Consider the following 13853-nt stretch of genomic DNA (forward strand, 5'->3'; position numbering starts at 1 on the left):
GGTTCAGGCGTACGAGGCCGGGACCACCTCGGGAGTCCCGGCCACCGGTGTCCGCGCCCGGTAGGCCCGGTAGGCGGCGCCCGCGACCAGGGTCAGGCCCAGGAACAGCACCGTGAACCACTGGAAGTACCAGTGCCTGCCCGCCGGGTCGTACACCGCCGCGCGCGGCCAGGCGAGGTTGACGGTCATGAAGAGGCCGTAGACGAGGGCGATCGCGTTGACGGGGACGCCCCAGCGGCCCAGCGAGAAGAGCGGGGCGCCCCTCTCGTCGGTGCCGTCGGCGGTGAACTCCCCGCGCAGCCGGCGGACCAGCAGCGGACCGGTCACCATCGCGTACGCCAGGTACAGCATCACGATGCAGGTGGTGCCGATCGCCAGGAAGGCGTCCGGGGAGGCGAAGTTGAGCAGCAGCAGGGCGGCGGCGAGGACGCCGACGACCAGGGCGGGGGCGCTCGGCATACCGGTGCGCGGGTTGACCTTGGAGAGGCGGCCGGAGAAGGGGAGCTGGTGGTCGCGGGCCATCGAGAAGAGCATGCGGCAGGCGGCGGTCTGGATCGCCAGGGTCGCCACCGCGATGGCCACCACGACGTCGGCGAGCAGCGCGCGGCCGACCCCGTCGCCGAGGCTGCTGGTCAGGACGTAGCTCAGACCGTCGACGCCGAGACGGCCGTCGGTGAGGCTGGGCGCCGCGAGCAGACCGCCGAGCACGATGAGACCGCCGAGCAGACCCGCCGCGCCGAGCGCGGTGAGGATCGTGCGGGGCGCGGTGCGGCGCGGGTCGTGGGTCTCCTCGCTCATCTCACCGGCGCTGTCGAAGCCGATCATGACGTACGCGGCCATGAACGAGCCCACCATCAGCGCCCCGAACAGGCCGGTGCTGCCCTGGCCGGTGTGGAAGGTGATGCCGGGGGAGCGCTCGGAGTGGGTGAGCAGGAGCACGATGATCAGGACGGCGCCGATGATCTCGGCCGTGACACCGATCCGGTTGATCATCGACATCACCCGGTTGTCGATGACGTTCACCAGCGTGGTCAGCACGAGCAGGATCACGCCGAGGACCGCCGCGTTGGCAGCGCCGTCGGGGCTGGTGGGGGCCGGATCTCTGCCGACCAGCTGGAAGCCGGACCAGATCGCGGGCAGCACCATCTGCAGCGCGAGCGCCGCCGCCGCGACCACCACGATCTGCCCGATCACCATGATCCAGCCGGCGAACCAGCCGAAGGAGAGGTTCGACAGGCGCGAGGACCACTGGTAGATCGCGCCCGAGATCGGATAGCGCGCGGCCAGCTCCGCGAAGCAGGCGGCGACCGTCAACTGGCCCACCAGCACGGCTGGCCAGGTCCAGAAGAAGACGGGACCGCCGAACGCGTACCCGAAGGCGAAGAACTGGAAGACGGTCGTCAGGACGGAGATGAAGGAGAAGCCGGCGGCGAACGAGGCGTACCTGCCGAGGCTGCGGTGCAGCTCCTGGCCGTAGCCGAACTCGGCCAGGGAGCGGTCGCCGGAGGACTCCGGAGGGTCGGGGCGTACGTCGGAGGGGGCGGTGGTGGTCACGGCGGCACCTGCCTTCGGCGCGGAAGGGTGGGCGGTATTCCTGTCGGGTGACAGAAATTAGGGAGTGCCTGTTTCGCTCGCGTGACACGGCCGTGTCGGGGTCGGGCCTAAGTCCTCACGCCCTTGCGGCCCGAAGGGAATCGCGATACATCGTGTGTATTGACGCTCGCCTCGCACACGCGATATGTTCGGCTACGGATATTCGGAGACGAGGTGAGGTCATCATGGCGACGAAACGCCGCAAGCTGAGCAATCCGCTGGCGCTCGCGGTCATGGTGCTGCTCACCGAGAAGCCGATGCATCCGTACGAGATCGCCCAGACCCTGCGCCGACGGGGCAAGGACACCAGCCTGAAGATCAACTACGGCTCGCTCTACACCGTCGTCCAGAACCTGGAGAAGCACGGCTTCGTCGAGGTCGCGGAGGTGCAGCGACAGGGCAACCGCCCCGAGCGCACGCTGTACGGCATCACGGACGCCGGACGTGCGGAGGCCACCGAGTGGCTGTCGGACCTGCTCGCCGTCCCGGCGGAGGAGTATCCGATCTTCGAGGCCGCGCTCTCACTGATGGGCGTGCTCCATCCCGACGAGGTGGCACGCCTGTTGGGGGAGCGGCTCAACATGCTGGAGGTGCGGGCCGCGAGTATGCGAGGCGGCCTGGAGAAGCTCAACGAGACGCTGCCCCGGCTCTTCCTGATCGAGTCCGAGTTCAAGCTGCACATGATCGAGGCGGAGGCGGAATGGGTCCGCGGCTTCCTGGCGGAGGTCACGGCGGGCACGTTTCCGGGCGTCAAGGAGTGGCGGTCCTTCAGCGAGACGGGGGAGGTCCCCGAGGAGTACCTGAAGCTGGAAACCGGTGAGGTCGAAAGACCGTAGCCGAACAGAGAAATGACCCCGGCAGAGCTGTTGCAGCAGCCCCACCAGGGTCTCGAACCCCGAACCGAACCCGCCGTGAGGCAGCTCCGGGCCATCGAGGTGCGGCACACCCAGGATAGCCCGGCGCTCTTCACGCGGATCGGCTCGGCATACCCACCCGAGATCACCGCTCACACAGGAGAGCAGTCGTCATGAGCAGTACCCGTGCGCCCGCGGTCGAGGCGCGTCAGCTGATCAAGACCTATCCGGGTGACGTCACCGCGCTCAGCGGCATGGACGTCACCGTCGAGACCGGCACCGTCTTCGGCCTGCTCGGCCCGAACGGCGCCGGCAAGTCCACCACCGTCAAGATCCTCACCACCCTGGCCCGCCCCGACTCGGGCACCGCCTCCGTGGCAGGGCACGACGTGCTGCGCCATCCGGACCGGGTGCGCCGCGCGATCGGCGTCGTCGCCCAGAACTCCGGCGCCGACCCGGTGGCCACCGGCCGGGAGAACCTCCAACTCCAGGGCAGGCTCTACGGCTTGAAGGGTGCGGGGCTGAACCGCCGGGTGGACGAGTTGCTCGACCGCTTCAAGCTCGCCGACGCGGCCAGGCGCCCGGTCAAGGGCTACTCGGGCGGCATGAGGCGCCGACTCGACGTGGCGCTCGGTCTCGTCCACCGCCCCGAGGTGCTCTTCCTCGACGAGCCCACCACCGGACTCGACCCCGAGGCGCGCACCGCGGTGTGGGACGAGATCGCCCGCCTCGCCGGCGACGAGGGGCTGACCATCCTGCTCACCACGCACTACCTGGAGGAGGCCGACCGGCTCGCCGAGCGCATCGCGATCGTCGACCGGGGGCGTGTCGTGGTCGAGGGCACCCCGGACGCCCTGAAGGGCGAACTCCGCGGTGACGCCGTCCACGTGGAACTGCGCGAAGCCCTGGGGGACGCCGGCCGTACGCTGCTGAACGGCGCCCTCACCAGGTTGCCGGGCGTGCGCGAGGCGCTGTTCGACGGCCGCCGTGTCAGTGTCCGCGCCGATGACGGGGCCGCCACGATGCCCGCCCTGCTCGGGGTGCTGGAGCGGGCCGGGGTCGGGGTCGCCGCCGCGACCGTCGCCCGCCCCTCGCTCGACGACGTCTACCTCCGCTACGCGGGCCGCCGTTACGCGGAGGCGGAAGCGGAAGGCGCCGAGAACCTCGTCCTCGCCGGAGGTGTCCGATGAGTACCGCCGTCTCCCAGACCTGGTACATGACCCAGCGTCAGCTGATGGTGTTCGCACGTCAGCCCGCCTACGCGATCATCACCCTGATCCAGCCGGTGATCTGGCTGTTCCTGTTCGGCAACCTCTTCAAGAAGGTCGTCGAACTCGGAGGCTTCGGCACCACCTCGTATCTGGACTACCTCGTCCCGGGCGTGGTCGTGATGAGCGCGCTCAGCTCCAACATGTGGGCGGGCATGGGCACGCTCGACGAGATCCAGCGCGGCACCCTCGACCGCTTCCTGACCACGCCCGTCAGCCGGGCCGCCCTGATGAACGGCAACGTCGTCAACAACGGCCTGATCACCGCCCTGCAGTCGGTCATCATCGTGCTGCTCGGCCTGCTGGGCGGCGCGGACTACCCGGGCGGCATCGGCGGTATCGCGATCCTGATCGTCGCCTCGGTCCTGCTCGGCACGGTCTTCGGGGCGCTGTCCAACGCGCTGGGCATGCTGGTCCGGGAGCGGGAGTCGATCATCGGCATCAACACGTTCCTGCTGCTGCCGCTGACCTTCCTCTCCTCGGCCTTCATGGCCCCGTCCCAGATGCCGGGCTGGATGCGGCACATCGCCGACTTCAATCCGCTCAACTGGGCGATGGTGGCGGGGCGGTCGGCGATGTCCGAGCACCCCGACTGGGGTGTCGTGCTCGGCCGCTCGGGGGCGCTGCTCGCGTTGGCCGTGGCGGCGGTGTGGCTGTCGATCCGCACGTTCAGGTCGTACCAGCGTTCCGTGTGACCCCGAGGGGCCGGGGCCGGTGTCCCGAGTGACGCGAGGGGGTGGGAGTCAGGAGGCGGCCGACGCGGTCGCCTCCTGCTCCGCCTCCACCTGCGCGTTCCAGTCCCGCTTGGACGCCTGCCAGCCGTCCTCGTTGTGCCCAAGACGCCAGTAGCCGGAGATCGACAGGTCCTCGCGCGGAATCTCGCGCTCGACCCGCAGCAGCCGACGCAGCTCCTTCACGAAGCCCGCCTCGCCGTGCACGAACGCGTGCACCCGTCCCGCCGGGAAGTCGAGGGCGCGGACGGCCTCCACCAGGGCCTCGCCGAGCGGCCGGTCCCCGCGGTGCAGCCAGACGACCTCCACGTCGGAGTCGATCTTCTGCTGCTCCTTGTGCCCGGAGATCTCCACGAAGGCGCGGGCCACGGCGCCCTCCGGCAGTGCCTCCAGGGCGGCACTGATCGCGGGCAGTGCGCTCTCGTCACCGGCGAGCAGATGCCAGTCGGCGCTCGCGTCGGGCGCGTATGCGCCACCCGGACCCATGAACCGCACGACCTCGCCCGGCTGGACGCGCGCCGCCCACGGCCCGGCCAGGCCCTCGTCGCCGTGCACCACGAAGTCGAGCGTCAGCTCGCGCAGTTCGGGGTCCCAGGCACGCACGGTGTACGTCCGGGTCACCGGCCACTGCGCGCGCGGGAGTTCCTCGCGGATCCGCTCCATGTCGAAGGGCTCGGGGTAGGTGACACCCCCCGGGGCGAACAGCAACTTCACATAGTGGTCGGTGCTGGTACCCGCGGTGAACTCGGCGAGGCCCTCGCCGCCCAGCACGACACGCTGCATGTGGGGGGTCAACCGCTCGGTCCGCACGACGTGCGCGGAGTGGGGCTTCCTGGACCTGCGTGCCGGACGCTCTGCCATGACGGCCTCCTCGTTCACTCGCTTAGGCTTACCTAAGTTAGCATCTCTCCCCTAGTTAACACCCCCCGCGTGAGAAGCTCATGAGCCCCCTACGCCAAGGCTCGAGTCGCGCGGGGGCCGGGGTCGAGTCGCGCTCTGTGAGTAAGGCTACCCTAAACTGAGAATGTCACTCTCTTGAGTGAGGGCGCCGATTTCACTCGCTCCCGCTCACTCGCCGAGTGTGGTGAGCAACCGCTGCAGCGATCCGCCCAGACCCCAGCGCGCGGCCAGTCCTTCCAGCGCGGCCGGGTCGCGCGGCGCGTGCGGCAACGCCGTGTCGACGTCCGGCAGGGGAACGTCACCGGCGACCCGCACGACCTTGGGCGCGACCGCGACATACGGCCGCGACTCGTCGAGCCGCTTGCGCTGAGAAGGCGTCAGCTTCGCCTTCGGGTCGTCGACCGCCGCCATGATCGCGGCCAGGTCGCCGAACTGGTCGAGCAGCTTGGCCGCCGTCTTCTCACCGATCCCCGGCACCCCCGGCAGACCGTCGCTCGGGTCGCCGCGCAGCAGCGCCAGATCCGCGTATCCGGAGCCGTCGACCCCGTACTTCTCGCGCAGCCAGGTCTCATCGGTGAGCTGGAGCGTGCCCACACCCTTGAGGGGGTACAGGACGCGCACCCCCCGCTTGTCGTCGACGAGTTGGTAGAGGTCGCGGTCGCCGGTGACGATGTCGACCGGGCCGTCGGCGCGCCCCGTGAAGGTGCCGATCACATCGTCCGCCTCGTACCCCTCGACCCCCACGCGCGCGATGCCTAGCGCGTCGAGGACCTCCTCGATGACCGGCACCTGCGGGGAGAGCGTGTCCGGCACCTCCTCCTCGTCCGGCCGGCCGGCCTCGGTCTCCACGGCGACGCGATGCGCCTTGTACGAGGGGATCAGGTCGACCCGCCACTGCGGGCGCCAGTCCGCGTCCATGCAGGCCACCAGATCGTCGGGGCGGTGGTCCTTGACCAGCCGGTCGATGAAGTCGAGCAGCCCGCGCACGGCGTTCACGGGCGTGCCGTCCGGGGCCCTCACCGAGTCGGGGACCCCGAAGTAGGCCCGGAAGTACAGGGAAGCGGTGTCGAGCAGCATCAGGCGTCTGGTCACGCCTCGCATCATGCCGTACGCCACTGACAGTGACCTGGACCACTCCTGTGTTTGCTCCGTGTAAGTGCGGGCAAGCGCGGCATCGGGACAACCCCGGTTGCTTTTTCAACTGTCCGATCGAGAGGCACACGTGTCATCCAGGCTTGAGGCCGAGCATTTGTACAAGGTGTTCGGGAGACGACCCGACGCCGCGGCGGAGCGGCTCCGCCAGGGAGCCGACCGCGAGGAACTGCGCGCCGACGGCACCACGGCTGCCGTGATCGACGCCTCCTTCACGGTGGAACCCGGCCAGATCTTCGTCGTCATGGGCCTGTCCGGATCCGGCAAGTCCACCCTCCTGCGCATGCTCAACGGACTCCTGGAGCCCACCGCGGGCCAGGTGCGTTTCGACGGTCAGGACCTGACCGCGCTCAGCGCCCGCGCGCTGCGCGAGGTCCGCTCGAAGAAGATCAGCATGGTCTTCCAGCACTTCGCGCTCTTCCCGCACCGCAGCGTCCTGGAGAACGCGGCCTACGGCCTGGAGGTCCAGGGCGTGCCGAGCGCCGAGCGCAAGGAACGCGCCACCAGGGCACTGGAGCTGGCCGGGCTCGCCGGCTGGGAGAAGTCCTGGCCCGACGAGCTGTCCGGCGGTATGCAGCAGCGCGTCGGACTCGCCCGCGCGCTCGCCACCGACGCCGATCTGCTGCTGATGGACGAGTCGTTCAGCGCGCTGGACCCGCTGATCCGCCGTGACATGCAGGACCAGTTGATCGAGCTCCAGAAGAAGCTCAAGAAGACCATCGTCTTCATCACCCACGACCTCAACGAGGCGATGCGCCTCGGGGACCGGATCGCCGTCATGCGCGACGGCCGCATCGTCCAGACCGGCACCGCCGAGGACATCCTCGTCCGTCCCGCGAACGACTACGTCGCCTCCTTCACCCAGGACGTCGACCGCTCCCGGGTCCTGACCGCCGGAGCCGTCATGGACACCGACGTGCGCGGCGACGAGGCGGACTGCGACTGCGAGACCGCCACGCCCGACACCCCCTTCGTGGACCTCTGCGCGATCAGCGCCCGCCTCACGCACCCGGTGGCGGTACTGGACGAGCGACGCGAACTCGTCGGCGTCGTCCACCCGCGGCGCCTCGTCGCCTTCCTCGGCGACGAGCAGGGGACCCCCGAACGCTGTGCCAGTCCTCGGGACGAGGCGGTGACGGCCGGTGCCTAGGATTCCCTTCGGCGACTGGGTCAACAGCGCCGTCGACTGGCTGCTGAACCACATGGCGTGGCTCTTCGACTTCTTCAAGACCGTCTTCCAGGGCACGTACGACGGCATCGACGCCGTCCTCCAGGCCCCCGAACCGCTCCTCCTCGCCGGCATCTTCGCGGTGATCGCGTTCTGGCTGCGCGGTACCTCCGCCGGTGTCCTCACCTTCGTGGGATTCGCGTTCATCGACTCCCTCGAACTGTGGGAGGACGCGATGGTGACCCTCTCGCTGGTCCTCGTCGCCACGCTCATCGCGCTCGTCGTCTCGGTACCCGTGGGCATCTGGGCGGCGCGCTCCGACCGGGTCAGCGGCATCGTCCGCCCGGTGCTGGACTTCATGCAGACGCTGCCCGCGATGATCTACCTCATCCCGGCGATCCTGTTCTTCGGCACCGGCGCCCCGGCCGGCATCGTGGCCACCCTGATCTTCGCGCTGGCCCCCGGAGTCCGCATGACCGAGCTGGGCATCCGCCAGGTCGACAAGGAACTCGTGGAGGCCGCCGACGCTTTCGGCACCACGCCCCGCGACACCCTGCTGCGCATCCAACTGCCGCTCGCACTGCCCACGGTGATGGCCGGCGTCAACCAGGTCATCATGCTGGGCCTGTCCATGGCCGCCATCGCGGGCATGGTCGGCACCGGCGGCCTCGGCGGCGACGTCAACGAGGCCATCGGGCAGCTGAACGTCGGCCTCGGCTCCGAGGCGGGCGTGGCCATCGTCATCCTGGCGATCTACCTGGACCGCATGACCGGCGCCCTGGGTACCCAGGTCTCCCCGCTCGGCCGCCGTGCCGCCGCCAAGCTGCGCGCCGCGCAGGGCCTGAAGATCTGGTCCTACCGCCCCCGCGCGGCCGTCGCCGTGATCGGTGTCGTCGTGCTCGCGCTGGTCGCGGGCGGTATGGGCATGTTCGGCGGGACCGACTCGACGTCCACCGCGGCCGACGGCCAGGACGTCGGCCAGGGCAAGAAGATCACCATCGGCTACATCCCGTGGGACGAGGGAGTCGCCTCCACCTTCCTGTGGAAGGAGATCCTCGAGGAGCGCGGCTTCCAGGTCGACACCAAGCAGTTCGACGCGGGCCCGCTGTACACCTCCCTCTCCCAGGGCGACATCGACTTCGAGACGGACTCCTGGCTGCCGACCACCCACGAGCAGTACTGGAAGAAGTACGGCAGCAAGCTCGACGACCTGGGCTCCTGGTACGGCCCCACCTCGCTGGAGCTGAGCGTCCCCTCGTACATGAAGGGCGTCGACTCCCTGGCGGACCTCAAGGGCAGGGCCGGCACCTTCGGTGGCAAGATCACCGGCATCGAGTCCAGTGCCGGAATGATGGGCCTGCTCAAGAGCAAGGTCCTGAAGGACTACGGCCTCGACAAGGAGTACAAGGTCGTCGACAGCTCCACGCCCGCGATGCTGGCCGAGCTGAAGCGCGCGTACGCCAAGAAGGAGCCGATCGTCGTCACCCTCTGGTCGCCGCACTGGGCCTACAGCGACTACGACTTGAAGAAGCTCAAGGACCCGAAGGGCGCCTGGGGCAAGGGTGACGGAGTGCACACGCTTTCCCGCAAGGGCTTCGCGCAGGACAACCCGGTCGTCGGGCGGTGGCTGAAGAACTTCAGGATGACGGAGAAGCAGCTCACCGGTCTCGAGGCGGAGATCAACAAGGTGGGCAAGGGCAAGCAGCAGGACGCGGTGCGCGCCTGGCTGAAGCGGAACCCCGGAGTCGTCGACAAGCTGGCCCCGGTCAAGAGCTCCGCGGCCGCTGCCGAGACGAAGCGCCCGCTGGACGTGGCCTGGTTCCCCTGGGACGAGGACGTCGCCGTCACCTACCTCTGGAAGAACGTCCTGGCGCGGCGCGGCTACACGCTGAACCTCAAGCAGATGGACGTCGGCCCCGTCTACACCGGCCTGGCCTCCGGCGACCTGGACCTCAACTTCGACGCCTGGCTGCCGTACGCCCAGTCGAACTACTGGGACCAGCACAAGAACGACCTGAGGGACCTGGGCACCTGGTACCGGCCGACCTCGCTGGAGATCGCCGTGCCCTCGTACGTGAAGGACGTCAAGTCCCTCGCGGACCTCAAGGGCAAGGCGGGCACCTTCGGCGGCCGGATCATCGGCATCGAGCCGGGCACCGGCGAGATGAACCTCCTGAAGACGAAGGTCCTTCCGGGCTACGGCCTGGACAAGGAGTTCAAGGTCGTCGACGGCTCCACGCCCGCGATGCTGGCCGAGCTGAAGCGCGCGTACGCCAAGAAGCAGCCGGTCGCCGTCGTCCTGTGGTCCCCGCACTGGGCGTACAGCGAGTACCAGCTCACCAAGCTCGCCGACGACAAGAAGCTCTTCGGCGAGGGGAACACGATCCGGACCATCTCCAGCAAGAAGTTCCCCGAGCGGTACCCGCAGCTCACCAAGTGGATCAAGAACTTCAGGATGAGCGAGTCCGAGCTCGGCACCCTGGAGAGCGAGATCAAGCAGCGCGGCCAGGGCCATGAGGAGGCGGCCGTCGCCACCTGGCTGAAGGAGCATCCGGACGTGGCGGAGCGGATGACGCCGCAGTAGCCGGGAGGGGCGTTCGGTGAGGGGTGGCCCGTCGGTCACACGGGTTCCGGGACCTGTGTGACCGACGGGCCACCCTTTCGGCGTTCCCGGAGCCCGGCGTCGTCCGTGCGCTCGACTCTTCCTGTCCGCTCGTTCCGGTGAGACCTCCGTGCGCCCCCTGTTCCGGCCCGCACTCGCGACCGACGACACCAGTGGCTACGTACTGGCGTACGAGAAAGATCCGGACAACCACATCGCCGTACGTGGCTACGCCGATCTGGACGCCTTCCTGTCCGGGAACGCCGCCCACGCGTTTGACGCGCCGCGCACCCTCGCGCGCCGCACCGAGGGCACTGCGGACATCACCTCCGTGCACGACGGCAGGGGCGAGCCCACCGGTCACCACCGGGCGCGCCGCGACACCGACCGTGAACTCCGCACCGCCCTCGAGGACTTCACGACCTGGTACGCAACCCTCGACCGGCGGCCGGACCGCGTCCTGGAGCCCTGGCGCGTGCGCGGCGACATCGGCGACCGTCCGCTCCTCGAACTCGGCGTCACCAGAGTCTTTTTGACGGAAAGTCAGCAATGGTGCGGGGCTTCGGGAGCTGACGGACGTACGTCTATGATCCGACGACCGGGCGGGCTGATCGGCTGACCATCCACACCCACGGCGGCAGTAGCGCCTTCGCCCATCCCCACCTGACTCCGTTCACCGATCCGGAGGGGCATCCGGCCCTGCTGGTCAGCCCTTTCGTCCCGCGGGAGGGGGGTGCGCCGGGGGAGTCGGGGCAACTCGTCTATTGGCGCGAATTGTGGCCCTCACCCTCCTCCGATGTGTCAGCGATGTGACGGGTGCATGAAACGGTTTGCCGAACATGCGTAGGGTGCAAACAACTCATCAGAAGTTGTGCGCCGAAGCGGCAGCCTGAGCGGCAGCCGAAACGGCAGACCGAAGCAGTGGACCGACGACGCGTGGGAGGGAGCCGGAGCGATGGGCGACCACAAAGAACAGCCCCTTCGGGTGGGTGCGGCCGTCCGGCGGCGGCGCCGGGCACTGGAGCTCACGCTCGCCGTCGTGGCCGAGCGCAGCGGCCTGTCGGTGCCCTTCCTCAGCCAGGTCGAGAACGAACGGGCCCGGCCCAGCCAGAGCTCCCTGGAGAGGGTCGCCGACGCCCTGGGCACCACCGCCGTCGAGCTGCTCGCGGCGGCCGACCCGGCGTGCAGTGTCGATGTCGTGCGCGCCGAGTCGGGCGCCGAGTTCACTCCCGAGGCCCATATGCGCCCCCTGGTGCGCGGTCACCACCAGTTGCACGCCACGGAGTTCACCGGTGACCACGAGGAGGGCCGCGAACTCCAGCACCGCAACGACAAGTTGATGTACGTCGCCGACGGCGCCGTCGAGGTCGAGGCGGAGGGCCGCGCCCACCGCCTGGGGCGCGGCGACACGCTGTACCTCACCGGCGGGGTGCGCCACCGGTGGCGGGCGACCGTGCCGGACACCCGGGTGGTCGTGGTCGAGGTCGCCGACCACATCGAGGCGGTGGAGGACCGCCAGACCTTCGGCAAGCGCTGAGCCGTTCCCGCGCGGGCCGCTGTGATCACGAGCCGCTGGGATCGCGGGCAGCTGTGATCACGAGCCGCTGCGATACTGGTGCCATGCCCGAGACCTCCCGCCATGCCTAGCGGGCCCGCCGGAGTGCGTGTCGTCTCCCTCGTGCCCTCGCTCACCGAGGCCGTGGCCGCCACCGTCCCCGGTGCCCTGGTCGGCGCGACCGACTGGTGCAGCCGTCCGCCGGACCTCGACGTCGTGCGCGTCGGCGGCACCAAGAACCCCTCGGTCGACCGGATCGTACGACTCGCCCCGGACCTGGTGATCGCCAACGAGGAGGAGAACCGCGAGCCCGACCTGACGGCCTTGCGGGAGGCGGGGATCGAGGTGCTGGTCACGGAGGTCCGCGAGGTGCCGGGGGCCTTCCGCGAGCTGGCGCGGGTGCTGGGCGCGTGCGGCGCGCGGACCCGCCCCCGCTGGCTGGACGAGGCGGAGGCCGCATGGGCGCGGCCACCCGCTCCCGGCCGCCGTACGACCGCGATCGTGCCGATCTGGCGGCGCCCCTGGATGGTCCTCGGCCGGGACACCTTCGCCGGGGACGTCCTGGCCCGCCTGGGCGTCGACAACGCCTACGCCCACCACGCCGACCGCTATCCCCGCGTCCCGCTCCCCGAACTCCGGGCGGCGGCCCCCGATCTCGTGGTCCTGCCCGACGAGCCGTACCGCTTCACCGCCGACGACGGACCCGAGGCGTTCGAGGGCGTGCCCTGCGTGCTCGTCGACGGCCGCCTGCTGACCTGGTACGGGCCGTCACTGGCGCAGGCGCCGCGCCTGCTCAGCGCGGCGCTGCGAGCAGGGCCTGCGGAAGCTCAATGTCGACCATGAGAGGTGAAGTACGTGACCGTACCTCAGTGTGTGCATGCCCCGGACGAAGGGCTCCCGGCTCACGCGAGCCGGGACCCCTCCGAACGGGCGTGGACTACCGGTTGATGCGGCTCATGTCGGCGTACCGGTCGCCGACCGGCGCCGCCACCTCGGACAGCTGCTCCAGTTGCTCGGCCGAGAGCACCAGGTCGTCCGCCGCCACGTTCTGCTCCAGGTTGGCGGCCCGGCGCGTGCCGGGAATGGGCGCGATGTCGTCGCCCTGCGCGAGCAGCCACGCGAGCGCAACCTGAGCGGGCGTCGCGCCGAGTTGCCTGGCGACGTCGTCCACCTGCTCCACGATCCGGATGTTCGCCTCCAGGTTGTCCCCCTCGAAGCGCGGATTGGACCGGCGCCAGTCTTCGGCGTCGAGCTGGTCGAGCGAGCGGATCGTGCCGGTGAGGAAGCCGCGGCCGAGCGGCGAGTAGGGCACGAAGCCGATGCCGAGCTCGCGCACGGTGGGGAGCACTTCGGCCTCGGGGTCGCGCGTCCACAGCGAGTACTCGGTCTGGATGGCGGTCACCGGGTGTCCGGCGTGCGCACGCCGGATGGTGGCGGGCGCCGCCTCCGACAGCCCGTAGTGGCGGATCTTGCCTTCCTCGATCAGCTCGGAAAGCGTCCCGACCGTGTCCTCGATCGGCGTCTCCGGGTCTATCCGGTGCTGGTAGTAGAGGTCGATGTAGTCGGTGTTCAGGCGTCGTAGCGAGCCCTCGACCGACCGCCGCACATTCTCGGGGGAGCCGTTCAGGCCGAGGACCGGCAGCCCGTTCTCCTCGGGCACGAGGTGGTTGATCTGACCGAACTTGGTGGCGATGACCACCTCGTCGCGGTGGCGGGCGAACGCCTTGGCGAGCAGTTCCTCGTTCGTGTAAGGACCGTAGATCTCGGCGGTGTCGAAATGGGTGACGCCCAGCTCCATGGCGCGGTGGCGTGGCGATCGACCCGGAGTCGTCGGTGCCGGCGCCGGTGTAGCCCCCGGACATGCCCATGCAGCCGAGACCCAGACGCGAGACCTCGAGCGCCTCGCCTCCCAGGGTGATCTTCTTCATGCGGATGGCCTTTCCTGATAGTGACTGATCTTGTAGTCGACGGCGGCGCGCCCTGCGCCTGCCGCCACGTGACATGACCGCCGTCGAGCGGGCGAACGTGGC

General features: G+C 69.6%; 11 protein-coding genes and 1 pseudogene. 8 read left to right on the forward strand and 4 right to left on the reverse strand.

The window, feature by feature from the left end; genetic code table 11:
- Nucleotides 1-3: 3 nt before the first annotated feature.
- A complete protein-coding gene (locus SMIR_RS31565; RefSeq protein WP_212727675.1) occupies nt 4-1554 on the reverse strand; it encodes an amino acid permease in 1551 nt (516 codons plus the stop codon).
- A 224-nt stretch (nt 1555-1778) separates the two neighbouring features.
- Between SMIR_RS31565 and SMIR_RS31570 the strand changes: the two genes are divergently transcribed.
- The 3 genes from SMIR_RS31570 (at nt 1779) to SMIR_RS31580 (ending at nt 4410) form a co-directional block, all read left to right on the forward strand.
- Entirely contained in the window at nt 1779-2429 is a 651-nt protein-coding gene (locus tag SMIR_RS31570; protein ID WP_168490151.1) for a PadR family transcriptional regulator, read from the forward strand.
- Nucleotides 2430-2620: 191 nt separating this feature from the next.
- Complete coding sequence (locus SMIR_RS31575) at nt 2621-3637, forward strand: efflux ABC transporter ATPase subunit, DrrA-related (protein ID WP_212727676.1); 1017 nt, start codon at nt 2621-2623, stop codon at nt 3635-3637.
- Nucleotides 3634-4410 carry an ABC transporter permease gene (locus SMIR_RS31580; RefSeq protein WP_168490149.1) on the forward strand — a complete coding sequence of 259 codons (777 nt, stop codon included), beginning with the start codon at nt 3634-3636 and terminating at the stop codon, nt 4408-4410. The genes SMIR_RS31575 and SMIR_RS31580 overlap by 4 nt, the downstream gene beginning before the upstream one ends.
- Nucleotides 4411-4458: 48 nt before the next feature.
- Here SMIR_RS31580 and SMIR_RS31585 read toward each other — a convergent pair whose 3' ends face one another.
- Nucleotides 4459-5307: a siderophore-interacting protein gene (locus tag SMIR_RS31585; protein WP_168490148.1), complete on the reverse strand. Its 849-nt coding sequence runs from the start codon at nt 5305-5307 to the stop codon at nt 4459-4461.
- Between the two features lie 207 nt (nt 5308-5514).
- Nucleotides 5515-6447, reverse strand: coding sequence for a 5'-3' exonuclease (locus SMIR_RS31590; protein ID WP_212728434.1), 933 nt, complete (start codon nt 6445-6447; stop codon nt 5515-5517).
- 121 nt (nt 6448-6568) lie between these two features.
- Here SMIR_RS31590 and SMIR_RS31595 point away from each other — a divergent pair, with 121 nt between their 5' ends.
- The 5 genes from SMIR_RS31595 to SMIR_RS31615 all read left to right on the forward strand — a co-directional run bounded on the left by SMIR_RS31595 (nt 6569) and on the right by SMIR_RS31615 (nt 12666).
- On the forward strand, nt 6569-7648 hold the full coding sequence (locus SMIR_RS31595; RefSeq protein ID WP_212727677.1) for a quaternary amine ABC transporter ATP-binding protein: 1080 nt from the start codon (nt 6569-6571) through the stop codon (nt 7646-7648).
- A complete protein-coding gene (locus tag SMIR_RS31600) occupies nt 7641-10250 on the forward strand; it encodes an ABC transporter permease/substrate binding protein (RefSeq protein WP_168490145.1) in 2610 nt (869 codons plus the stop codon). The genes SMIR_RS31595 and SMIR_RS31600 overlap by 8 nt, the downstream gene beginning before the upstream one ends.
- 148 nt (nt 10251-10398) lie before the next feature.
- Nucleotides 10399-10887: a hypothetical protein gene (locus SMIR_RS31605; RefSeq protein ID WP_168490144.1), complete on the forward strand. Its 489-nt coding sequence runs from the start codon at nt 10399-10401 to the stop codon at nt 10885-10887.
- A 336-nt stretch (nt 10888-11223) separates the two neighbouring features.
- Nucleotides 11224-11805: a helix-turn-helix domain-containing protein gene (locus SMIR_RS31610; protein WP_168490143.1), complete on the forward strand. Its 582-nt coding sequence runs from the start codon at nt 11224-11226 to the stop codon at nt 11803-11805.
- Between the two features lie 102 nt (nt 11806-11907).
- Entirely contained in the window at nt 11908-12666 is a 759-nt protein-coding gene (locus SMIR_RS31615) for a helical backbone metal receptor (protein WP_249938501.1), read from the forward strand.
- Nucleotides 12667-12760: 94 nt separating this feature from the next.
- Here the strand turns inward: SMIR_RS31615 and SMIR_RS31620 are convergent.
- Nucleotides 12761-13751 (reverse strand): annotated as a pseudogene (locus SMIR_RS31620) (aldo/keto reductase).
- Nucleotides 13752-13853: the final 102 nt, after the last annotated feature.

The sequence above is a fragment of the Streptomyces mirabilis genome (assembly GCF_018310535.1).
Classification (GTDB): domain Bacteria; phylum Actinomycetota; class Actinomycetes; order Streptomycetales; family Streptomycetaceae; genus Streptomyces.